Below are 20,690 nucleotides of genomic sequence, written 5' to 3'. Positions count from 1 at the left end.
AAATGACTGCACATGGCAATTCTGAATATCCGTATCATCGGCGATCCCGTGCTGCGCACGGTTGCCGACCCTGTCACGGATTTCGGGCCGGAGCTGGCCAGGCTCGTTGCCGACATGACCGAGACGATGGAGGACGTGGAAGGCGCAGGCCTGGCCGCGCCCCAGATCGGAGTCAGCCTCCGGGTCTTCACCTACCGGATCGGCGGCGTTGAAGGCCACGTCATCAACCCGGTGCTGGACAACAGCGAGGACTTCCAGCCGGACGAGGTGGAGGGGTGCCTGTCCATCCCCGGGCTGGGCTTCCCTGTCCGCCGTTACCGCAGCACCCGCGTGACCGGCGTCGACATTAACGGCGACCCCGTCTCGGTGGAGGCCGAGGGCATGCTGGCCCGCTGCTTCCAGCACGAAACCGACCACCTGGACGGCATCCTCTTCACCGACCGGCTCGAAGGCGAGGACCGTAAGACCGCCCTGCGCTCCATCCGCAACGCCAACTACGACTCCATCACCGAACAGACCACGGCTAAGCGCGCCAAGACCGTCGGCTCCAGTTTCGGCGGCGCGAGCTTCGGCGCGGCAGCGTCCGGAACCGGCAGCTTCGGCGCTGCCGGATGAGGGTCCTCTTCGCCGGAACACCGTCCGTGGCTGTCCCCTCGCTGGATGCGCTGGTGGCCGCCGGTTTCGAAATCGTCGCGGTGCTGACCCGGCCGGATGCGCCGGTGGGACGCAAGCGCGTGCTCACGCCGTCGCCCGTTGCTGCCCGCGCCGCCGAGCTCGGCATCGACGTCATCCACGCCTCGCGGGTGGACGCTGCCGTCACCGCACGGATCGCGGAGACCCGTCCGGACGTGGCGGCCATCGTCGCCTACGGTGGCCTAGTGCCCCGGGCGGCCCTGGCTATTCCGGCGCACGGCTGGATCAATCTGCACTTCTCGCTGCTGCCGGCCTGGCGCGGTGCCGCTCCCGTTCAGCGGGCTGTCATTGCCGGTGACGACATCACCGGTGCCGTCACCTTCCAGCTCGAGGAAGGGCTGGATACCGGCCCCGTCATCGGCACCCTGACCGAAGCCGTCGGCCCGGAGGACACCTCCGGGGCGTTGCTTGAACGGCTGTCCCACAGCGGCGCCGTCCTGCTCGCCCAGACGCTGTCCGCCGTCGGGTCCGGTGCGGCATCGGCCCGGCCGCAGCAGGGGGAAGTGACCCTGGCGCCCAAGCTCACCATAGACGACGGCCGCCTTGACTGGTCGGAACCGGCCCTGTCCGTGGGCCGGCGGGCGCGCGGCGTGACACCCGAACCGGGAGCCTGGACCACCCTTGACGGCCAGCGGCTGAAGCTTGAGCCGCTGCGGCTCCGTCCGGACGTTACCGATGTTCCGCCGGGGCAGCTGGCTGTGGCCGGCAAGAGCGTGGTGGTGGGCACGGGTTCGCATGCCGTCGAACTCACCAAGGTGCAGCCTGCCGGCAAGAAAATGATGGCCGCTGCCGACTGGGTGCGTGGCCAGGCATCAGTTGAAAGCGTGGTATTCCAATGAGTGACTCCGGCAGAAGCGGATCCGGGCAGGGACGTTCCGGCCGCAGCGGCCAGCGCGGTTCAGGTATCGGCGGTTCGGGTACGGGCGGTTCAGGGGCCAGCGGTTCAGGGACCGGCGGTTCGGACCAGCGCCGGGGCGGGGGCGGGGCCAGCCGCCGCAATGCGCAGGGCAGGGAGCGCAACCGCGGACCGCAGCGTAGCTTCACCGAGAGCGCGCCGGCGCAGCGCACCCGCAGGGCGGATCCCGCGCGGCTGGTGGCCTTCGAAGTGCTGCGCGCGGTGGCGGCCGAGGACGCCTACGCCAACCTCGTGCTGCCGGCGCGCATCCGTCAGCACGGCCTCGACCGGCGCGACGCCGGATTCGCCACCGAACTGAGCTACGGCGCGCTTCGGAACCAGGGCACGTACGACGCCATCCTCGCCCGCTGCGTGGACAGGCCCCTGGACAAGCTGGATCCGGCGGTCCTGGATGCCCTGCGCATCGGGGTCCACCAGCTGGTGGCAATGCGCGTGCCCGCCCATGCGGCCCTCGACCAGACCGTGGGCCTGGCCCGGGCGGTCATCGGCGCGGGCCCCTCCGCCCTGATCAACGCCGTGCTCCGGAAGGTGGCTGCCCGCAGCCTGGACGAGTGGCTGGACGAACTGGTGGGCGGAGAGCAGGACGAGAACAAAATTGCCTCCGTCCGGTACGCCCACCCTGAATGGATCGTCCGCGCCCTGCGGCAGTCCCTCGTGGCCCACGGGCGCCCGGTCGGCGAAATCAACGACCTCCTGGCAGCCGACAACGCTGCGCCAGTGGTGAACCTGGTGGCCCTTCCMGGGCTGGGAAGCCTGGACGAGGCCCTGGAGAACGGTGCCGTCCCCGGTGAACTGGTGGAAGGATCCGCCCTCTCCAGCGGCGGTGACCTCGGCCGGCTGGAGTCCGTCCGCTCCGGCACCACGCGCGTGCAGGACGTCGGCTCCCAGCTGGTGGCCCGGGCGCTTGCGGCGGCCAGCCTCGAGACGGCAGACGCCGAAAGCCTAACGGGGGAGTACGCCGCTGGGGAAACCTGGCTCGATCTGTGCGCCGGACCCGGCGGCAAGGCGGCCCTGCTGGGCGCCCTCGCAAACGAACGCGGTGCCACGCTGCTGGCCAACGAGCCCGCCCCGCACCGGGCCAAACTGGTCAGCCAGGCGCTGTCCGCTGTCCCCTCGGACGTCTGGACCGTGAGGACCGGGGACGGCCGCGAGGTTGGCTCTGAGCAGCCGGCCGCCTTTGACCGCGTGCTCGTGGACGTGCCCTGCAGCGGACTCGGAGCCCTGCGCCGCCGGCCCGAATCACGCTGGCGCCGCACTCCCAAGGACCTTGCCGACCTGGGGCCGCTGCAGCGGGAACTGCTGAACTCCGCGCTGGCAGCCGTGCGGCCCGGCGGCGTGGTGGCCTACGTGACCTGCTCGCCGCACCCGGCCGAAACCACCGCCGTGGTCAGCGACGCCCTGCGCAAGCGCGAGGACCTGGAACTCCTGGACGCCGGCACTGTGCTGGACGCCGTGAGCCTGGGCGGAGGCCTGAACGCCGGGCATGAGAAGACTGCCCAGCTGTGGCCGCACGTCCACAGCACGGATGCCATGTTCCTCGCCCTGATCCGGCGCAAGCGCTAGTCCGGCGCAGGCGCAGACTTCCCACCGACAGATCCCATACCCCGGACTTCCGTCCCGCGAAAGGACCCCGCATGACGCAGTGCTGCATCAACCCCAGCATCCTCTCCGCCGACTTCGTGAACCTCGAATCCGAGCTGCAGAAAATCAGCAACGCCGATTCCGTGCATGTGGATGTGATGGACAACCACTTTGTCCCCAACCTCACCCTGGGACTTCCCGTGGTCCAGCGGATCCAGGCGGTCAGCCCGGTCCCTCTGGACGCCCACCTCATGATTTCCGACGCCGACCGCTGGGCCCCCGGTTACGCAGACGCCGGCCTTGCTTCCGTGACGTTCCACGCCGAGGCGTCCATCGCGCCGGTGAAGCTGGCCCGGGAGCTCCGCGCCCGGGGTTCGAAGGCCGGGATGGCGCTGCGTCCCACCACTGCGGTGGAGCCGTATTTGGACATGCTTCCGGAGCTGGACATGCTGCTGATTATGACGGTGGAGCCCGGATTTGGCGGCCAGGCGTTTCTTGATCTCACGCTGCCCAAGATCCGCCGCGCCCGGGCCGCGATCGAGGGATCCGGGGTGAACGTCGCCATCCAGGTTGACGGCGGAATCACCGAGGAAACCATTGTCCGTGCGGCGGAAGCCGGAGCGAACGTCTTCGTGGCCGGGTCCGCGGTGTACGGTGCGGCGGACCCAGCCGGAGCCATCGACCGGCTGCGCAAGGCCGGCAGCCTCTAGCCTTACATCCCCGGATTCCAGTCATGAGCCCGGTCATGGAGGCCCGAACCGGCCTCCATGACGGCCGTGTACCGTTTTGTAGCGGGAATAGCCTGGGCACCCGCCAAGTTGTGTCAGAATAGCAACACACAATACGTGCTCCGGGGTCGGTGTAAGTCCGAACCGGCGGTGACAGTCCGCGACCCGCGAGCCGGTGTTTCCTTGACGGAACCCGGCGAACGGTTGAATCGGTGAAATTCCGGTACCGACAGTTAAAGTCTGGATGAGAGAAGCACGTACAGCTGTACTTGTGGCGTTCCAGAACGCCGCTGCGTTTCGCTGTCGTATACCCCCGGAGCATTCTCGGCTCTTGAGGGAAGGAACGACACACACGCATGGACATCCTGCGCTGGCTCTTCGAGGCACAGATCCCCGTGGGCGGATCAGTCCTTATTCTCCGCGAAGTGCTGGGAAACATCTTTGGCCTGGCCAGTGCCCTCGGCGGCATGCGGCGCAAAGTCTGGGCGTGGCCGGCCGGCATCGCCGGCAACCTTCTGCTCCTGACGGTCTTTCTGGGCAATGTCTTCGGCTCCGCCACGCCCGCCACGCTTTGGGGCCAGGCCGGGCGGCAGGCCATGTTCATCATCGTGGCCGTCTACGGCTGGCAGCGTTGGCAGCAGAGCCGCCGGGCGGCAGGATCCCCGACGGCGATCGCACCGACGTGGGCCAGCGCCAGGACCCGGGTGGCGCTCGTGCTCGCGCTGGTGGCCGGAACCGCTGCCCTCACTCCGCTGTTCGACTCCCTCGGTTCCTACCCGCCCGTGTGGGCTGACGCCTGGACCTTCACCGGCTCGCTCCTGGCCACCTACGGCATGGCCCGTGGCTGGACCGAGTTCTGGCTGGTCTGGGTGGCTGTGGACATCGTGGGCGTTCCGCTGCTCTTCAGCGCCGGATACTTCGCCAGCGCCTTCATGTACCTGTTCTACGGCTTCTTCACACTGGCCGGCTTCATCGTCTGGTGGCGGGCCTCCCGGACCCAGGCCCAGGCGGACGCCTCCGCCGTCATGGTTGCGACCGCCTTCCCGGACCCGGCGGTGTCGAAGTGACTGCTGCCCAGAAGCCTGTAACGGCCTTCACCGCCGCTGAAACAGCCGCCATGAACACGGCCCTGGATGCCGCCCTGCAGGGTCCCCGGGGTGCCAACCCGCTGGTGGGCGCCGTCGTCGTCGGACCCGACGGGCGCCAGCTGGCGACGGGCTACCACCGCGGTGCCGGCACCGCGCACGCCGAAGCCGACGCGATAGCGGCGGCGGCCAGCACCGGCGTCGACCTTCACGGGTCCACGATGGTGGTCACGCTGGAACCGTGCAACCACGTGGGCCGCACAGGACCGTGTGCCCAGGCCATCATCGACGCCGGGATAGCGAACGTCGTGTACGCCGTCGACGACCCCCACGACCCCGCGGCCGGCGGAGCCGCCACCTTGCGCGCGGCGGGAGTGAGCGTGCGGAGCGGACTGGCCGCCGAGCGTGCACTGGAGCTGAACCGGCGCTGGTTCCGGGCCGTCGACGCCCAGCGGCCCTTCGTCACCCTGCACATCGCGCAGACCCTGGACAGCCGGATAGCGGCAGAGGACGGCACCAGCCAGTGGATTTCCAGCCCGGAGTCGCTGGCGGACAACCACGCCATCAGGAGCAGGATCGACGCCATCCTCGTTGGAACCCAGACCGTGCTGGTGGACAACCCCCGCCTGACAGCCCGGGGCGCCAACGGCGACGCCACCGGATTGCAGCCGCTGCGCGCCGTCATGGGACTTCGCGACGTGCCGGAAGACGCCGCCGTGCGCGGCGCGGACGGCAAGGTCCTGCACCTGCCCACACGGGACCCGCACGAGGCCCTGGCTATGCTGTTCGCCGCGGGCACCCGGCACGTCATGGTGGAGGGCGGATCGAGGATTCTCAGCGCGTTCCTGGCCGAGGGCCTCGTGGACGAACTCATCGTCTACCTGGCCCCCACGTTGCTGGGCTCCGGAACGCCGGCCCTCAACGGCCTCGGCATCGGAACGCTCGCGGATGCCCAGCGCTGGGAATGGGACGCAGCCTCCGGCGGCGCAGTCCAGTACCTGGGCAGGGACCTGCGCCTGCACCTGCTCCCGGAAGAAGCCACCGTGCCCCGGCAGACCCAGGACCAGCCCGCCGCGGCGCAGGCAATATCAACACAACCAACGTCAACCGATTCACTACCTGCCCGCACAGCAGCGGGCACAGCCATGGGAGGCTACTGATGTTCACCGGAATTATCGCCGAACAGGGAAAGGTCCTCTCCGTGGACCGGAACGGGGACTCGAGCGCAACGCTGCGCCTGCACGCCCCGGGCACCGCGGACGGGCTGGCGCTCGGCGGCTCTATCGCCGTCAACGGCGTGTGCCTCACGGCCACGGCCATCGACGGCAAGGACTTTAGCGTCGACGTTATGGGCGAGACCCTGATCCGCAGCACCATCGGCGAGCTGGCGGCGGGCGACCCCGTCAACCTGGAACGCTGCGTCCCCGCCGGCGGGCGCCTTGACGGCCACGTGGTGCAGGGGCACGTGGACGGTGTCGGCGAGCTGCTCGAACGCGAGCCGCAGGGAAACTGGGAACGGCTCCGGTTCGGCGTGCCCCAGCGACTTGCGCGCTACATCGCGGAAAAAGGTTCCATCGCCATCGACGGTGTCTCCCTCACCGTCACCGAGGTCAGCCCGGCGGCCGAGACGGCGCCGTGGTTCGAGGTGGGGCTCATCCCCACAACCCTCGCCGACACCGGCCTCGGCGCCAAGCCGGCCGGCGGCAGGGTGAACCTCGAGGTGGACGTGCTGGCAAAGTACACCGAGCGGTTGCTGGCCTTCCGCACGGCAGGTTCGGAAATCGGCACTGAAGGTTCGGAGGTCCAGCGGTGAACGGCACGGCAAAGCTCGACGCGGCGGTTTCCGGCGCCCCGACTCCAGGCGACCTGGCTTCCGGCAACCTGACCTCCGTTCCCCTCAGGCTTGACCCGATTGAGGACGCCGTCCGCGCCATGGCGGCCGGCCGGCCGGTCCTGGTGGTGGACAACGAGGACCGGGAAAACGAAGGCGACATCATCTTCGCAGCCCAGCACGCCACCCCGGCGCTCATGGGCTGGACCATCCGGTACAGCTCCGGGGTCATCTGCGTGCCCCTCGATGGCGCCCGGGCCGACGTATTGGAGCTGCCCCCCATGGTGGAGGTCAACCAGGATGCGAAGGGCACTGCATACACCGTGTCCTGCGACGCGGCCACCGGCGTGAGCACCGGCATCTCGGCCACCGACCGGGCCCTTACCGCCCGAGTCATCGCCGATCCGGCCAGCGGCCCGGACACGCTGACCCGTCCCGGGCATATTTTCCCGCTGCGGGCCGTTAATGGGGGAGTGCGTGAACGCCCCGGCCACACCGAAGCGGCCGTCGACCTCTGCCGGCTTGCCGGCCTGGAGCCGGTGGGCGTGATCGCCGAGGTGGTGTACGACGACGGTGAGATGATGCGGTTGGACGGCCTCCGGGTTTTCGCTGCCGAGCACGGCTGCCCCTTGATCTCGATTGAGGACTTGGTTGCCTATCTGGGAGCTGGCAACCGTGTATCTTCACAGGAGAGCAGTTTGGAAGTCAGACCGGCCGGAGAAGGGGAAACACGATGACGGCATCTCAAGCAACGGAACCGAGCAGCAACGGCCGGCAGCCGCATCCGGTGAGCAAAGGACCCGTGGTGCAGCTGCCTACGGCGTTCGGCAGTTTCGTGACGCAGGCCTGGACCGACCTTGTGACCGGCGCCGAACACCTCGCCGTCAGCTCGCCGAATCCGCCCAGGGATGGCAAGGCGCCGCTGGTGCGCCTGCATTCGGAATGCCTCACCGGCGATGTTTTTGGCTCCTACCGCTGCGACTGCGGCGAGCAGCTCGCCTACGCCCTGGAACTGATCGCGGAAAACGGCGGCACGCTCCTGTACCTGCGCGGCCAGGAAGGCCGCGGCATCGGGCTGGCCAACAAGATCAAGGCCTACGCCCTGCAGGAGGCCGGGTTCGACACCGTGGAGGCCAACGAGCAGCTGGGGCTGCCGGTGGACGCCCGCTGCTATAAAGCCGCGGCGCAGATCCTGGCCGAGATGGGCCTGCACGAGATCCGGTTGCTGAGCAACAACCCGGACAAGCAGAACCGCCTGGCCATGGCCGGCGTGAAGGTCATAGAGATGGTGCCCACCGAGGTGCCGTCGCGGGAACAGAACCTCCGGTACCTGCAGACCAAAAAGGACCGCATGGACCACCTGCTGACCCTGGACACCGAGACCGCGGGCCTGCCCCGCACCGGCACCGACACTTTTGAACACGAACAAGACTGAACGGATCAGGTAAGACTTTATGAGCGGACACGGCGCACCCCAGATTGACCTCACCACCCTCGACCCCGCTGAGACCTCGCAGCTGAAGTTGGCGATCGTGGCGGCAAGCTGGCACACGCAGATCATGGACGGCCTCCTGGACGGCGCCCTGCGCGCTGCCAAGGACGCCGGCATCAACGAGCCCACGGTGCTGCGCGTCCCGGGCAGTTTCGAGCTTCCGGTCGCTGCCGCGCGGCTGGCACCGCACTTTGACGCCGTCGTGGCCCTCGGCGTTATTATCCGCGGCGGTACGCCGCACTTTGACTACGTTTGCCAGGCCGCGACGTCGGGACTTACCGATGTGAGCGTCAGCACCGGCGTTCCGGTCGGGTTCGGCGTGCTCACCTGCGACACCGAAGAACAGGGGCTGGACCGGGCAGGACTGCCTGGGTCCTCGGAGGACAAGGGACATGAGGCCGTCACAGCCGCGCTGTCCACGGCACTGCTGCTCAAGAACTACTAAGTGCTCAAGCAGTACTAAAGTATCTTTCCCCAGTTCCACGCGGCTGCGGGGATGCGGGCGCAAGCACACAGCGTGTGTAATCGCTCACATCCCCGCCGTCATGGAACTGCCCGACAGGCGGGCCCCCGCCCCGAGCAAGTAGGCTGGAGGGCGTGAAGAATTTCGAGACGCTGTTCGCAGAACTGAGCGAGAAGGCAGCGACCCGGCCCGAGGGCTCCCGTACCGTCGCCGAACTGGAGTCGGGAATCCACGGCATCGGCAAGAAAGTCGTGGAGGAAGCGGCTGAAGTCTGGATGGCAGCCGAGTATGAATCCGACGCCGCCGCCGCCGAGGAGATCTCGCAGCTCCTGTACCACCTGCAGGTCCTGATGCTCGCCAAAGGACTCAGCCTGGAAGACGTCTACAAGCATCTCTAGCCGCCTCTGCGTGGCCCCGCTTGCCTGACACCCAACTTCCAAACCAGAAAGACCTCCTCATGCTGCGTGTAGCCGTACCCAACAAGGGATCCCTGTCCGAAGCCGCCTCGGCGATGCTGTCCGAGGCGGGCTACCGCCAGCGCCGGGACACCCGCGAGCTGGTCATGGTGGACCCCGACAACGACATCGAGTTCTTCTTCCTCCGCCCCCGCGACATCGCTGTTTACGTCGGGCAGGGAACGCTCGACGTCGGAATCACCGGCCGCGACCTCCTGCTGGACGCGCAGGTGGAGGCTGAGGAACTGCTTCCGCTCGGCTTCGCCGCCTCGACGTTCCGCTTCGCCGGCCCGATCGGGGACTTCGGCGCGGTGGAGGAGCTCGAAGGCAAGCGCCTCGCCACCAGCTACGACGGTCTCCTGCGCGATTACCTGGCGGAGCGCGGCATCAAGGCGAAAGTGGTCCGGCTGGACGGTGCCGTGGAATCCTCCGTGCGTCTCGGCGTCGCGGACGCCATTGCCGACGTCGTGGAAACGGGCAACACCCTCAAGGCCGCCGGCATGGAGATCTTCGGCGAGCCGATCCTCAAGTCCGAGGCAGTGCTCATCCGGCGCACCGGCGAGGGCGGGGCGGCCAACGGCACGGCCAAGGAAATAGACGTCCTGATCCGCCGCCTGCAGGGTGTCCTGGTGGCGCGCCAGTACGTGCTCATGGACTACGACATCCGCAAGGAACTCGTGGAGCAGGCCGCCGGCCTCACGCCCGGCCTGGAATCACCCACCGTCTCGCCGCTGCGCGATTCCGACTGGGTGGCCGTCCGCTCCATGGTGCCCAAGAAGGAAACCAACCGGATCATGGACGAGCTGTATGACCTGGGCGCCCGCGCCATCCTGGTCAGCAGCATCCACGCCTGCCGGATCTGACCCGTTTCCTTAGACAGCACACCCCAGCAGTACAACAGGAGAAGTCATGGCTGTAGCCGTCCGCGTTATTCCCTGCCTGGACGTTGATGCCGGCCGCGTGGTCAAGGGCATCAACTTCGAGGGCCTCCGCGACGCCGGGGACCCGGTGGAACTGGCGCACCGCTACGACAACGCCGGCGCCGACGAACTCACCTTCCTGGACGTGACCGCGTCCTCCGGCAACCGGGAAACGACGTTCGACGTCGTCCGCCGCACCGCCGAGGAAGTGTTCATCCCGCTCACCGTCGGCGGCGGCGTCCGCGGGGTGGCCGAGGTGGATAAGCTGCTGCGCTTCGGAGCCGACAAGGCCTCCATCAACACCGCCGCCGTGGCCCGCCCCGACGTCATCGACGAAATCACCCGGCACTTCGGCTCCCAGGTGCTGGTGCTGTCCGTGGACGCCCGGCGAGTCCGCCCCGGATCCCAGCCCACGCCGTCGGGCTTTGAGGTAACCACCCACGGTGGCCGCCAAGGTACCGGAATCGACGCGATCGCCTGGGCCAGGGAAGCGGCGGACCGCGGAGTGGGTGAGATCCTGCTGAACTCCATCGACGCCGACGGCACCAAGGATGGGTTCGACCTCGAGCTCATCCGGCTGGTCCGGTCCGCGGTCAAGGTTCCGATCATCGCCTCCGGCGGCGCCGGGGAACCCGCGCACTTCCCGCCGGCCGTGCAGGCAGGTGCGGACGCCGTTCTGGCCGCCTCGATCTTCCACTGGGGCCCGGATGACATGATGTCCCAGGTCAAGGCCGCAATCCGCGACGCCGGCTTCGAAGTCCGCTAGTCCCCACCCGCGGCCCCGAAAAGCAACGCGGGGTCACTTATCGCCCAACAATCAGACGTTATTGGGCGCTAACTGACCCCGCGTTGCTTTGTTACAGACCCACTTCGGCTGACTGGAGGAGTGCGACGGCGTCCGGCTGGCCTTCGAAGGTGACCAGTGCATGGCGCGTGCGGCCGTGGGCGTGCATCAGCAGCTCGCCGGGTTCCCCCACGATCGCCACCGACACGGGTGCGCGCTTGGCAACATGCCGGGGGCCGGAGGGGCTGACCAGGACGATACCCAAATCCACGCCGCGGTAGAGGATGGCGGCCCGCTTGACCAGCTCATCCCACAGGGCGTCCGAGTATTCCTGGTCGAGGGCGCGGGGAGCCCAGCGGTCAACCGCGCGCCGGACGTCCTCCGTGTGGACAAAGTATTCGATCAGGTTGGAGCTCTCGTCCAGCGCCTTGATCTTCATGGGTGAGAGTGCGGGCGGTCCTGCGCGGAAGGAGTTCACCAGCTTGGCGTAGTCGTCGGCCGTCCTGAGCTTGCCGGCCAGGCGGGCGGTTGCCTTGTCCGAGGCCTTGGACAGGCTCTTGATGATCAGGCCCAGCCCGACGGCGGCCTTCCGCTCACGCAGGTAGAGGTGAGCTGCGAGGTCCCTGGTCTTCCAGCCCTTGCAGAGCGTGGGGGAGTCAGGACCGGCCGCAAGCAGGGTCTCGGCCAGGACTTCTCGGGACGGATCGACGAAATGCATCACTTGGAAAACTAGCACGTCCCCGGGGGAGTTGCGCAGTCTGTTGATGTCGGTGGATTTGTGCCCCGGTTCAGGGTGGTCCGGCCAGTTCCCGGATCCGGGGACGCTTCAAGTAACTCCAAGCTTTTTCCAAGCTGGCACACCAAGTATGTGCAGGGGGAGTGCGTGCGAACTGGCTCCAGCGCAACACCAGACTCTTTTGGTCTGCTTCCGGGGGTGAGTTGGAAGGCTGCAGTGGAGCGAACAGGAAAACTCCATCTGTGGCGTGAGGAAAAGCAATGAGCACTCTAAAGACAATGGGACACTCGGCAGCTTGGGGCTGCTGGTATCGGGCAGTCTGATCTTCGGTTCGGCGAACGCCGGCGTGGCGGCGACGTGCCGGACGGGGCTGGCAGCCCCGGCCAGCACCACCTTCACGGGCACGCTGGTGGCGGCCACCAACTTCGAGGGAAACACCCTGTCGCCGTTCAGCAGGAGCATCGCAGGGACCGGAACGGTGGCCGTGGCAAGCCCCAAGGCGCACTCAGGAACCTGCTCCGTCAGAATCCGTGCGACAGACACTGCGGGCTCGGTGGCGAACATGGCTGTGGCACTGGCTACCGGGACAAAGCGGGCCAACGCGGACGCCTGGTTCAACATCACCACGGGCGGGCTCGCCGGCAACAATGTGCCGTACGTGCGGTTCTTCTCGGGCTCCAACAGGGTGGCCGATGTTTTCCGCAATAAAGCCAACGACCAGCTCTGGCTGCGGCTCGCGAATTCCAACGGCACCCTCACCTACGCCAGGCTTCAGGCCGCCAGCGTTCCGCTGAACACCTGGCAGCACATCAGGATGCAGGTCCGCGCAGACGGCACCCGGTCCTCCATCCAGATTTGGTTCGGAACTGTCCAGGTGTTCAACCGGACAGTGAATCTGGCCTCTGCCAGCCTGAGCAGGGTCCAGTTCGGCGCCGAGCACCCGCGCCAGATGGGGGCCAGCCACGTTGACGACGTTGTCGTGAAGCGGTCTACTTCCTGACCGGAAATTCCTGACCCGAGGAAAATGCTCCCACGTTTGAATTGCTGATATCCGGTTGAATAGCTGGCATCCAGCTGACCGCACGGGTCCGCAGGTGGCTCTAAGCCCCCGTGGGCCGTGCTGTGTCTCAGGGATGCGGCAGCGGCGTCCGTCGTGGGGCGCCGGTGGTGGGGCGTTGGGGCGTTTGCGCCAGCGTCCCCGCATGGGCACTAGACTTGACGTGATGTCTGAGCAGCCCGCCCCCAGCCCCGCGCCCGCCCCAACCGCAGGTACCCCCGCCTCCAATGCCGGCGGAACACTTCTGCACGGAAGCCCCCTTCCGGCCGACATTGCCTCGGCCCTGAAGCGCGACGGCGCCGGACTCGTGGCTGCCATTGTGCAGCAGTTCGACACCAACGAGGTGCTCATGCTCGGCTGGATGGACGACGAGGCCCTGAACCGGACCATGACCACCGGCCGCGTGACGTTCTACTCGCGCTCCCGGCAGGAGTATTGGCGCAAGGGTGATACCTCCGGCCACGTGCAGTGGGTCAAGTCAGTGGCCCTGGACTGCGACGGCGACGCCCTCCTCGTGCGGGTGGACCAGGTGGGGGCAGCATGCCACACCGGTACCCGGACCTGCTTTGACGGCCGGGCCTTCGACGTTGTGGCAGGTCCGGCCGACTAGCGGCCTATCTCTTCGGCCCAGCAGGCCTCCACATTCAACAGGCCCCAACACCCAGCAGGCCTCCAACACCCAGCAGGCCCCAACACCCAGCAGGCCCCAACACCCAACAGGCATTACCAAAAACAGACGGAGAACCAATAGCCATGCAGGACCTCGGAATCATCAGCCCTGGCCTGGAAGAATTCCGGGAACTCGCCGCCCACAGCCGCGTCATCCCCGTCCGGCTCAAGGTGCTGGCGGATGCCGAAACGCCGATCGGACTGTACCGGAAGCTGGCGCAGGGCCAGCCGGGCACGTTCCTCATGGAGTCGGCGGCCGTCGGCGGCGCCTGGTCCCGCTACTCCTTCATTGGCTCCCGGTCCCGAGCCACGCTGACCACCAAGGACGGGCAGGCACACTGGCTGGGCGAGCCTCCGGCCGGGGTCCCCGTGGACGGAAACCCCGTTGATGCCATCCGCGACACCATCGAGGCGCTGCGCACGGACCGGTTCGACGGGCTCCCGCCGTTCACCTCCGGCCTGGTGGGCTTCCTCGGCTGGGAAACGGTCCGACACTGGGAAAAGCTGACCAGCCCGCCCGAGGACGACCTGCAGCTGCCCGAACTGGCGCTGAACCTCGTCACCGACATGGCCGTCCACGACAACATGGACGGCACCGTGCTGCTGATCGCCAACGCCATCAACTTCGACAACAGCTCCGAGCGTGTCGACGAGGCGTGGCATGACGCCGTCTCCCGCGTGAAGGAACTGCTGGCGCGCGTCAGCACCCCGGTGGTCCAGCCGGTGTCCGTGCTGGAGCCGGCGGCTCTCGATTTTGCCGCCAGCGTCCAGGAGCGCTGGCACGAGTCCGAGTACCTTGCCGCCCTCGACCGGGGCAAGGAGGCGATCCTGGACGGCGAGGTCTTCCAGGTGGTCATCTCGCGCCGCTTCGAGATGGAGTGCGGGGCCTCGCCGCTGGACGTCTACCGAGTGCTGCGCAACACCAACCCGAGTCCGTACATGTACATCTTCAGCCTCGAGGACGCCGCCGGCCGCCAGTACTCGATCGTCGGCTCGTCGCCGGAGGCGCTGGTGACTGTCACCGGCGAGGACGTCATCACCCACCCCATCGCCGGCTCCCGGCCGCGCGGCAAGACCGTGGACGCGGACAAGGCCATGGCCGAGGAGCTCCTCGCGGACCAGAAGGAACGGGCGGAACACCTCATGCTGGTTGACCTGTCCCGGAACGACCTTTCGAAGGTCTGCGTGGCGGGTTCCGTGGATGTCACCCAGTTCATGGAGGTTGAGCGTTTCAGCCACATCATGCACCTCGTCTCCACCGTCGTCGGCCGGCTGGCTCCGACGGCGAAGGCCTACGACGTCCTGAAGGCCACTTTCCCGGCGGGTACCCTCTCCGGTGCTCCCAAGCCGCGGGCACTTCGGCTCCTGGATGAACTCGAGCCGCACCGGCGCGGCATCTACGGCGGCGTGGTGGGATACCTGGACTTTGCCGGCGACATGGACATGGCCATCGCCATCCGGTCCGCACTCCTGCGGGAAGGACGCGCCTACGTCCAGGCCGGCGGCGGCATCGTGGCGGACTCAAGCAACCCCGCCGAAGCGCAGGAAACCGTCAACAAGGCGGCAGCCCCGCTGCGTGCTGTCCACACGGCCGGCTCGCTGCACAACATCAGCCCGGACTCCGTGGACACGCCCGGTTCAGTCAGCAGTCCCGATACCGTCACCGGGGCAAACTCCTGATGGCGGTTCCCGACGGATCCGCCGCGCCGGCCAAAACGCGCAGCACGGTGCCGGGCTGGGCACGGAAGTCGACGGTGGTGCTGGTGATCGCGGCCCTGGCGCTGGCGGTCTTCGGCACCACCACCCAGACCTGGCTGACGGTTCACCTGGATCCCCGGCAGCTGGGCCAGGCCTCCGGCGGCGACGGACTCCAGGTCCAGGGCAGCAAGGCTGCCACCACGGTCACGGCCCTGGCCCTGGTCGCACTGGCTGGCGGCCTCGCGGCATCCATCGCCGGGAAAATTGCGCGCTGGGCCATCACGGCCATCATCGTGCTGGCCGCTGCCGGCATCATCGCCGCGGCCGCCACGGTCCTCGCTGATCCCCTGGCCGCGGCCCAGGGATCAATCGCGGCCGCCACCGGGGTCTCGGGCGGCAGCGCGGACGTGAGCGTCAGCGCCTTCCCGGTGCTCGCCGTCGTCGCCGGTTCCCTGCTGGCTGTCTGCGGCCTGCTGGTGGTTCCGGCCGGGCGGTACTGGAAGTCCCGCACCAAGTACGACGCCGCGGCGGCGGGCCCCGCGCGGGAGCAGACCGGACCGGTGGACGAGATCGACAGCTGGGACAGGCTCTCCCGGGGCGATGACCCCACCTGAGTCCGCGGGTCACGCAAGCCACGCGCCCCGGCAGCGATGCCGAAGGCCGCGGCAAAAAATGGCAGAATGTAAGCAGTATTGATCCTGAGGAGATTCACATGAGCAAAGCCACTGTTTCCGGTACAAAGCCCACCGCCCCCAAGGAGCACCACGGCATCGACCACAGCATCGACCTCGGCCACGGCAACAGCCCGGCCGCCTGGACCTGCGTGATCGTCATGCTCATCGGCGCCCTCATCGCCTCCATCGCGTTCGTCATTGCCAACAGCCCCATCTTCTGGGCCGGCATCGCCGTCATGTTCGTCGGCCTGCTGGTGGGCTTCGGGATGCGCAAGGCCGGCTACGGCGTGGGCGGCAGCAAGATCAAGAACAGCCACTAACCGTGACGGTTCTCGACGACATCAATGCCGGTGTCAGGGAGGACATGGAGGCCCGGATGCGCCTCGTGTCCCTCACGGAACTGAAGGACCGCGCCCTGGCGGCGGCTCCGGCCCTGGATGCCTGGGCTGCCCTTGGCGGCACCTCCGCGGACCGCGGCGAGCTCAAGGTCATCGCCGAGATCAAGCGCCGTAGCCCCTCCAAGGGCGACCTCGCCAGTATCGCGGACCCCGCGTCACTGGCCGTGCAGTACGCCGACGGCGGCGCCGCAGTGATCAGCGTGCTCACCGAGCAGCGCCGTTTCAGCGGTTCGCTGGCTGATTTGGACGCCGTCCGCGCCCGGGTGGATGTCCCGTTGCTGCGCAAGGACTTCACGCTGGACGAGTACCAGATCTGGGAAGCCCGCGCGCATGGTGCGGACCTCATCCTCCTGATCGTGGCGGCGCTGTCTGACCAGCAGCTGCGCGAATTCAGCGCGCTGAGCCGTGAGCTCGGCATGAACGTGCTGGTGGAAACGCACACGCCCGAGGAAGTCGAGCGCGCTGTGGCCGCCGACGCCCGGATCATCGGCGTCAATGTCCGCAACCTCAAGACGCTCGACGTCGACCGCTCCCTTTTCGCCTCACTCGCCGGGAGCATTCCGTCCGGCGCTGTGGTGGTGGCGGAGTCCGGAGTTCGGAACGCCGACGACGTCGCGCACTACGCGGCGCACGGCGCCAACGCCGTCCTCGTGGGGGAGGCGCTCGTCAGCGACGCCACCCCGCGCGAACGCATCGCGGAGTTCACAGCGGCCGGTGCCGCGGCCATCGCTGCCCGGGCCTGAGCTACCACCCAACCGTGGCGCCGTCTGTCCGCACACCGTGCGGGCGGGTTGCGCCTGAGATCAACAAGAAAAAGTGAACAGGATGGTGAGACTGATGGCCGACGCGCCAACAGCCGGCTCTGACGAGGGCACGGTGGATGCATTCCTGCATGGAGGCACCTCGCTGCGCCACGCCCCGGGACCCTACTTCGGCGCCTACGGGGGCCGCTGGATGCCTGAGTCACTGATCGCCGCCCTGGACGAGCTCGAGGACACGTTCGAGAAGGCCAAGGCCGATCCCGAATTCACCGCCCAGATCGCGGACCTGAACAAGAACTATTCCGGCCGGCCCTCGCTGCTGACCGAGGCCAAGCGCTTTGCCGAGCACGCCGGCGGTGTGCGGGTCTTCCTCAAGCGTGAGGACCTGAACCACACGGGCTCGCACAAGATCAACAACGTGCTGGGCCAGGCGCTGCTGGCCAAGCGGATGGGCAAGACCCGCGTCATCGCGGAAACCGGTGCCGGCCAGCACGGTGTGGCCAGCGCCACGGCCGCGGCGCTGCTGGGCCTGGAATGCGTTGTCTACATGGGTGCCGAAGACTGCCGCCGGCAGGCGCTGAACGTGGCCCGGATGGAACTCCTCGGAGCCACCGTCATCCCGGTCACCAACGGGTCACAGACCCTGAAGGACGCCATCAACGAAGCCCTCCGGGACTGGGTGGCCAATGTCGGCGACACCCACTACCTGCTCGGCACGGCAGCGGGTGCCCACCCGTTCCCGGCCATGGTCCGGTACTTCCACGAAGTCATCGGCGAGGAGGCCCGCGCGCAGATCCTGGAGCAGACGGGCCGGCTGCCGGACGCTGTGTGTGCGTGCATCGGCGGCGGTTCCAACGCCATCGGCATTTTCCACGGCTTCCTCGATGACCCGGCCGTGAAGATCTACGGCTTCGAGGCCGGTGGCGACGGCGTTGAGACCGGTCGGCACGCGGCCACCATTACGCTGGGCCGGCCCGGGGTGCTGCACGGGGCCCGGTCCTACCTGATGCAGGACGACGACGGCCAGACCATCGAATCGCATTCCATTTCGGCCGGGCTGGACTACCCCGGCGTCGGGCCGGAGCACTCCTACCTGGCCGACATCGGACGGGTCAGCTACGAGCCGATCACGGACAGTGAAGCGATGGAGGCCTTCAAGCTCCTGTGCCGCACTGAGGGCATTATTCCTGCGATCGAGTCCTCGCACGCCCTGGCGGGCGCCATCAAGGTGGGCCAGCGCCTGGCGGCGGAGGGCGGAACCGCCGGTGCGTCAGAGAAGATCATCATCGTGAACCTGTCCGGCAGGGGTGACAAGGACGTGGCCACGGCAGCGGAGTGGTTCGACCTTCTGGACAAGGACTCGGCCGAGGCGGCCATCGGCAAGGAAGGGGAGCAGCTGTGACTACAGCGGACATCACCAGCAAGTCGGCCATCGCGATTGACAAGGCCCGCGCGGAAGGCCGTGCGGCCCTGATCGGTTACCTGCCCGCCGGGTACCCGAGTGTCGAGGAAACCATCGCCGCGGGCATCGCCCTGGCGCGCAACGGCGCCGACCTGATCGAAATCGGCATCCCGTACTCGGACCCGGTCATGGACGGCCCGGTCATCCAGGCAGCCACCACGGAGGCCCTGGCCAAGGGATTCTCCGTCCGCCAGGTCTTTGACGTCGTCGCCGGCATCACCAGCCAGACCGACGCCGCAGTCCTGGTCATGACGTACTGGAATCCCGTGGTCCGGATGGGCGTGGACGAGTTCTCGCGGCGCCTGGCCGAGGCCGGGGGAGCGGGGCTCATCACCCCGGACCTGATCCCGGACGAGGCAGCCGAGTGGATGGACGCGTCCGAGAAGTACGGCCTGGACCGTGTCTTCCTGGTGGCGCCCTCCTCCACCCCGGAGCGCATGCGCCGGACCGTGGACGCGAGCCGCGGCTTCGTCTACGCCGTCTCCATCATGGGCGTCACCGGCGCCCGGACGTCCGTGAGCTCGGCGGCCGAGGACGTCGTCGCGGCGGCCAAGGCAGCCGGCGCCGAACGTGTGTGCGTGGGCCTCGGCGTGTCCACCGCGGAGCAGGTCGCGGAGATCGCGGCTTACGCGGACGGTGTGATCGTCGGCTCGGCGCTCGTGGCGGCCGTGCGCGACGGCGGCGTGGACGCCGTCGCACAGCTCACCAAAGACCTCAGTACCGGACTGGCCAGGAAGTAACGCAACCATGCAGACGCTCCTCACCGCAGCCGCACTGGTTCCAGCCGGCATGGTGCCCGCAAGCATCCCGAGCCCCGACTGGTCCGGGTTCGACATTCCGCTGCCGTGGGGATCGCTCCGCATCCACGCCTACGCCCTGTGCATCCTGGCGGGCATCGTGGTGGGCCTGTGGCTCACCTCGGTCCGCTGGGCCAGGCGCGGAGCGCCCGAGGGCAGCGTCTGGGACATTGCTATCTGGGCCATCCCTTTCGGCATCATCGGCGGCCGGCTTTACCACGTGTTCTCGTCCCCGGACGCCTACTTCGGCCCTGGATTCAACGGTACCGGGGACCTGTCGCTGATCCCGCAGATCCAGCGCGGCGGCCTGGGCATCTGGGGCGCCGTGGTGCTGGGTTCCTTCGGTGCCTGGATCGGGTGCCGCCGTGCAGGGGTCAAGCTCACGGCGTTCATCGATGCCGCGGCGCCGGGTCTTCTGCTGGCGCAGGCCCTCGGCCGGTGGGGAAACTACTTCAACCAGGAGCTGTTCGGCGGGTCAACCACGCTGCCGTGGGGACTCCAGGTGGACGCGGACAACGCCAACTTCCCGGCCGGTTACCCGGCTGACACCCTGTTCCACCCCACGTTCCTCTATGAATCCCTGTGGAACATTGCGGGCGTGCTGCTCCTGCTGGCGCTGGACCGGCGGTTCCACTTCCGCCGCGGCCGGCTCTTCTGGCTCTACGCCATGTACTACACGCTGGGCCGGGTCTGGATCGAGGCCATGCGGATCGACGACGCCGAGCAGATCAACCTGTTCGGAATCACCACCCGGCTGAACGTCTGGACCAGCATCTTCGTTTTCATCGCCGCGCTGGCCGTGTTCATCGTGCTGAGCCGGCGCAAAGAAGGCGACGCGGACAGTGTTTTCCTTCCGGGCCGGGGGGCCGCCGGTTCGGCGGCCGTAAAGGCTGACGGCGGGAAGGCCGACGGCGGGAAGGCGAGTTCCGCGGCGGCCGACGGGTTAGCCGACGGCGGGAAGCCGACGGGCGCTGAAACGGTACGTGCCGGCGGGAACACGCGGAAGGACTCCGGTTCCGATCTGAATGTGACCGGCACTCCGGTCCGTGATGCGGACCCTGTTGTCTCAGATAGTGAATCGCGTGATAATCTCCCTGATAACCAAAACGGTTCCGGGCTAGCTTCTGCCCAAACGGAAGCAGTCCCGGCATCCACCGGCGGCACCCCAACCGCCGCGGAGTCGCGGAACACCGGAAAGTCCGGTGGCACAGACACCGGGACCGCGCCGGAGGCCGGCAGCTCACGCTAGCCGGCACCGGTACCCAGGGCAGCAGAGAGTTACCGCTCGGAGCGCCCAACACCACAGCGTCGTGGCAGAGGCCAACTCCGGCCAGCATAGAGCTGCTGACCGGTCAAGCCCGGGGCGGAAGCCTGCGTAACTGTTAGTTCAGCAGGTATGCCTGCCCTACAATTTCCAATAAGCAATAACACTTTGTTGTGCCCATCACAGAGGCGCTCTGAGTGGGGCCAACGTTGTCCCTTCCATACGC

23 protein-coding genes and 1 riboswitch are annotated in these 20,690 nt (G+C 67.8%); of the genes, 22 read left to right on the top strand and 1 reads right to left on the bottom strand.

The window, feature by feature from the left end; genetic code table 11:
- The first annotated feature begins 12 nt into the window (after window positions 1-12).
- The 13 genes from def to hisF all read left to right on the top strand — a co-directional run bounded on the left by def (window position 13) and on the right by hisF (window position 10,930).
- On the top strand, window positions 13-615 hold the full coding sequence (gene def, locus AC1DFE_RS11120) for a peptide deformylase (RefSeq protein WP_476905940.1): 603 nt from the start codon (window positions 13-15) through the stop codon (window positions 613-615).
- Window positions 612-1,532: a methionyl-tRNA formyltransferase gene (gene fmt / locus AC1DFE_RS11115; RefSeq protein ID WP_476905939.1), complete on the top strand. Its 921-nt coding sequence runs from the start codon at window positions 612-614 to the stop codon at window positions 1,530-1,532. The genes def and fmt overlap by 4 nt, the downstream gene beginning before the upstream one ends.
- The gene (locus AC1DFE_RS11110) at window positions 1,529-3,172 is read left to right on the top strand and encodes an RsmB/NOP family class I SAM-dependent RNA methyltransferase (RefSeq protein WP_476905938.1); all 1,644 of its coding nucleotides are present in this window, start codon (window positions 1,529-1,531) and stop codon (window positions 3,170-3,172) included. The genes fmt and AC1DFE_RS11110 overlap by 4 nt, the downstream gene beginning before the upstream one ends.
- 71 nt (window positions 3,173-3,243) lie before the next feature.
- Window positions 3,244-3,900: a ribulose-phosphate 3-epimerase gene (gene rpe / locus AC1DFE_RS11105; RefSeq protein ID WP_476905937.1), complete on the top strand. Its 657-nt coding sequence runs from the start codon at window positions 3,244-3,246 to the stop codon at window positions 3,898-3,900.
- A 131-nt stretch (window positions 3,901-4,031) separates the two neighbouring features.
- A riboswitch (FMN riboswitch) is annotated at window positions 4,032-4,179 on the top strand.
- Between the two features lie 95 nt (window positions 4,180-4,274).
- On the top strand, window positions 4,275-4,985 hold the full coding sequence (gene pnuC, locus AC1DFE_RS11100) for a nicotinamide riboside transporter PnuC (RefSeq protein ID WP_476905936.1): 711 nt from the start codon (window positions 4,275-4,277) through the stop codon (window positions 4,983-4,985).
- Between the two features lie 50 nt (window positions 4,986-5,035).
- Window positions 5,036-6,163 (top strand): bifunctional diaminohydroxyphosphoribosylaminopyrimidine deaminase/5-amino-6-(5-phosphoribosylamino)uracil reductase RibD, encoded by a 1,128-nt coding sequence (ribD, locus tag AC1DFE_RS11095; protein ID WP_476906010.1) that lies wholly within the window; start codon window positions 5,036-5,038, stop codon window positions 6,161-6,163.
- Window positions 6,163-6,816, top strand: coding sequence for a riboflavin synthase (locus tag AC1DFE_RS11090; protein WP_476905935.1), 654 nt, complete (start codon window positions 6,163-6,165; stop codon window positions 6,814-6,816). Before ribD ends, AC1DFE_RS11090 begins: the two co-directional genes overlap by 1 nt.
- A gap of 53 nt (window positions 6,817-6,869) precedes the next feature.
- Window positions 6,870-7,571, top strand: coding sequence for a 3,4-dihydroxy-2-butanone-4-phosphate synthase (ribB, locus tag AC1DFE_RS11085; RefSeq protein ID WP_476906009.1), 702 nt, complete (start codon window positions 6,870-6,872; stop codon window positions 7,569-7,571).
- Window positions 7,568-8,269 (top strand): GTP cyclohydrolase II, encoded by a 702-nt coding sequence (gene ribA, locus AC1DFE_RS11080; protein WP_476905934.1) that lies wholly within the window; start codon window positions 7,568-7,570, stop codon window positions 8,267-8,269. The genes ribB and ribA overlap by 4 nt, the downstream gene beginning before the upstream one ends.
- A gap of 19 nt (window positions 8,270-8,288) precedes the next feature.
- A complete protein-coding gene (gene ribH / locus AC1DFE_RS11075) occupies window positions 8,289-8,771 on the top strand; it encodes a 6,7-dimethyl-8-ribityllumazine synthase (RefSeq protein WP_476905933.1) in 483 nt (160 codons plus the stop codon).
- A gap of 152 nt (window positions 8,772-8,923) precedes the next feature.
- Window positions 8,924-9,187: a phosphoribosyl-ATP diphosphatase gene (locus tag AC1DFE_RS11070; RefSeq protein ID WP_476905932.1), complete on the top strand. Its 264-nt coding sequence runs from the start codon at window positions 8,924-8,926 to the stop codon at window positions 9,185-9,187.
- 59 nt (window positions 9,188-9,246) lie between these two features.
- Window positions 9,247-10,107 (top strand): ATP phosphoribosyltransferase, encoded by an 861-nt coding sequence (gene hisG, locus AC1DFE_RS11065; RefSeq protein WP_476905931.1) that lies wholly within the window; start codon window positions 9,247-9,249, stop codon window positions 10,105-10,107.
- A 46-nt stretch (window positions 10,108-10,153) separates the two neighbouring features.
- Window positions 10,154-10,930: an imidazole glycerol phosphate synthase subunit HisF gene (hisF, locus tag AC1DFE_RS11060; protein WP_476905930.1), complete on the top strand. Its 777-nt coding sequence runs from the start codon at window positions 10,154-10,156 to the stop codon at window positions 10,928-10,930.
- A gap of 91 nt (window positions 10,931-11,021) precedes the next feature.
- On the opposite strand, the gene AC1DFE_RS11055 is transcribed toward hisF, so the two are convergent.
- Entirely contained in the window at window positions 11,022-11,666 is a 645-nt protein-coding gene (locus AC1DFE_RS11055; protein WP_354263369.1) for a TIGR03085 family metal-binding protein, read from the bottom strand.
- Between the two features lie 313 nt (window positions 11,667-11,979).
- Here AC1DFE_RS11055 and AC1DFE_RS11050 point away from each other — a divergent pair, with 313 nt between their 5' ends.
- The 9 genes from AC1DFE_RS11050 (at window position 11,980) to lgt (ending at window position 20,449) form a co-directional block, all read left to right on the top strand.
- Window positions 11,980-12,684 (top strand): hypothetical protein, encoded by a 705-nt coding sequence (locus tag AC1DFE_RS11050; protein WP_476905929.1) that lies wholly within the window; start codon window positions 11,980-11,982, stop codon window positions 12,682-12,684.
- A gap of 223 nt (window positions 12,685-12,907) precedes the next feature.
- The gene (gene hisI, locus AC1DFE_RS11045) at window positions 12,908-13,351 is read left to right on the top strand and encodes a phosphoribosyl-AMP cyclohydrolase (protein WP_476905928.1); all 444 of its coding nucleotides are present in this window, start codon (window positions 12,908-12,910) and stop codon (window positions 13,349-13,351) included.
- A gap of 143 nt (window positions 13,352-13,494) precedes the next feature.
- Complete coding sequence (locus tag AC1DFE_RS11040; protein ID WP_476905927.1) at window positions 13,495-15,090, top strand: anthranilate synthase component I; 1,596 nt, start codon at window positions 13,495-13,497, stop codon at window positions 15,088-15,090.
- On the top strand, window positions 15,090-15,722 hold the full coding sequence (locus AC1DFE_RS11035; RefSeq protein WP_476905926.1) for a Trp biosynthesis-associated membrane protein: 633 nt from the start codon (window positions 15,090-15,092) through the stop codon (window positions 15,720-15,722). Before AC1DFE_RS11040 ends, AC1DFE_RS11035 begins: the two co-directional genes overlap by 1 nt.
- Before the next feature lie 98 nt (window positions 15,723-15,820).
- A complete protein-coding gene (locus AC1DFE_RS11030; RefSeq protein ID WP_476905925.1) occupies window positions 15,821-16,102 on the top strand; it encodes an HGxxPAAW family protein in 282 nt (93 codons plus the stop codon).
- A 2-nt stretch (window positions 16,103-16,104) separates the two neighbouring features.
- Window positions 16,105-16,923: an indole-3-glycerol phosphate synthase TrpC gene (trpC, locus tag AC1DFE_RS11025; protein WP_476905924.1), complete on the top strand. Its 819-nt coding sequence runs from the start codon at window positions 16,105-16,107 to the stop codon at window positions 16,921-16,923.
- Between the two features lie 94 nt (window positions 16,924-17,017).
- The gene (gene trpB, locus AC1DFE_RS11020) at window positions 17,018-18,343 is read left to right on the top strand and encodes a tryptophan synthase subunit beta (RefSeq protein WP_476905923.1); all 1,326 of its coding nucleotides are present in this window, start codon (window positions 17,018-17,020) and stop codon (window positions 18,341-18,343) included.
- Window positions 18,340-19,143: a tryptophan synthase subunit alpha gene (gene trpA, locus AC1DFE_RS11015; RefSeq protein ID WP_476905922.1), complete on the top strand. Its 804-nt coding sequence runs from the start codon at window positions 18,340-18,342 to the stop codon at window positions 19,141-19,143. The genes trpB and trpA overlap by 4 nt, the downstream gene beginning before the upstream one ends.
- Before the next feature lie 7 nt (window positions 19,144-19,150).
- Complete coding sequence (gene lgt / locus AC1DFE_RS11010; protein WP_476905921.1) at window positions 19,151-20,449, top strand: prolipoprotein diacylglyceryl transferase; 1,299 nt, start codon at window positions 19,151-19,153, stop codon at window positions 20,447-20,449.
- The last annotated feature ends 241 nt before the right edge of the window (window positions 20,450-20,690 follow it).

This window comes from Arthrobacter sp. 05T423, assembly GCF_056396245.1.
The sequence above is the reverse complement of the archived record's forward strand: the minus strand, read 5'-3'. Positions and strand labels throughout refer to the sequence as shown.

Coding starts and splice junctions, on each gene's coding strand:
- fmt (WP_476905939.1), top strand. CDS start 612: ATGAGGGTCCTCTTCGCCGGAACACCGTCCGTGGCTGTCCCCTCGCTG.
- rpe (WP_476905937.1), top strand. CDS start 3,244: ATGACGCAGTGCTGCATCAACCCCAGCATCCTCTCCGCCGACTTCGTG.
- ribD (WP_476906010.1), top strand. CDS start 5,036: ATGAACACGGCCCTGGATGCCGCCCTGCAGGGTCCCCGGGGTGCCAAC.
- ribA (WP_476905934.1), top strand. CDS start 7,568: ATGACGGCATCTCAAGCAACGGAACCGAGCAGCAACGGCCGGCAGCCG.
- def (WP_476905940.1), top strand. CDS start 13: ATGGCAATTCTGAATATCCGTATCATCGGCGATCCCGTGCTGCGCACG.
- AC1DFE_RS11090 (WP_476905935.1), top strand. CDS start 6,163: ATGTTCACCGGAATTATCGCCGAACAGGGAAAGGTCCTCTCCGTGGAC.
- pnuC (WP_476905936.1), top strand. CDS start 4,275: ATGGACATCCTGCGCTGGCTCTTCGAGGCACAGATCCCCGTGGGCGGA.
- ribH (WP_476905933.1), top strand. CDS start 8,289: ATGAGCGGACACGGCGCACCCCAGATTGACCTCACCACCCTCGACCCC.
- AC1DFE_RS11040 (WP_476905927.1), top strand. CDS start 13,495: ATGCAGGACCTCGGAATCATCAGCCCTGGCCTGGAAGAATTCCGGGAA.
- trpB (WP_476905923.1), top strand. CDS start 17,018: ATGGCCGACGCGCCAACAGCCGGCTCTGACGAGGGCACGGTGGATGCA.
- AC1DFE_RS11030 (WP_476905925.1), top strand. CDS start 15,821: ATGAGCAAAGCCACTGTTTCCGGTACAAAGCCCACCGCCCCCAAGGAG.
- AC1DFE_RS11055 (WP_354263369.1), bottom strand. CDS start 11,666: ATGCATTTCGTCGATCCGTCCCGAGAAGTCCTGGCCGAGACCCTGCTT.
- lgt (WP_476905921.1), top strand. CDS start 19,151: ATGCAGACGCTCCTCACCGCAGCCGCACTGGTTCCAGCCGGCATGGTG.
- hisI (WP_476905928.1), top strand. CDS start 12,908: ATGTCTGAGCAGCCCGCCCCCAGCCCCGCGCCCGCCCCAACCGCAGGT.
- hisG (WP_476905931.1), top strand. CDS start 9,247: ATGCTGCGTGTAGCCGTACCCAACAAGGGATCCCTGTCCGAAGCCGCC.
- AC1DFE_RS11035 (WP_476905926.1), top strand. CDS start 15,090: ATGGCGGTTCCCGACGGATCCGCCGCGCCGGCCAAAACGCGCAGCACG.
- hisF (WP_476905930.1), top strand. CDS start 10,154: ATGGCTGTAGCCGTCCGCGTTATTCCCTGCCTGGACGTTGATGCCGGC.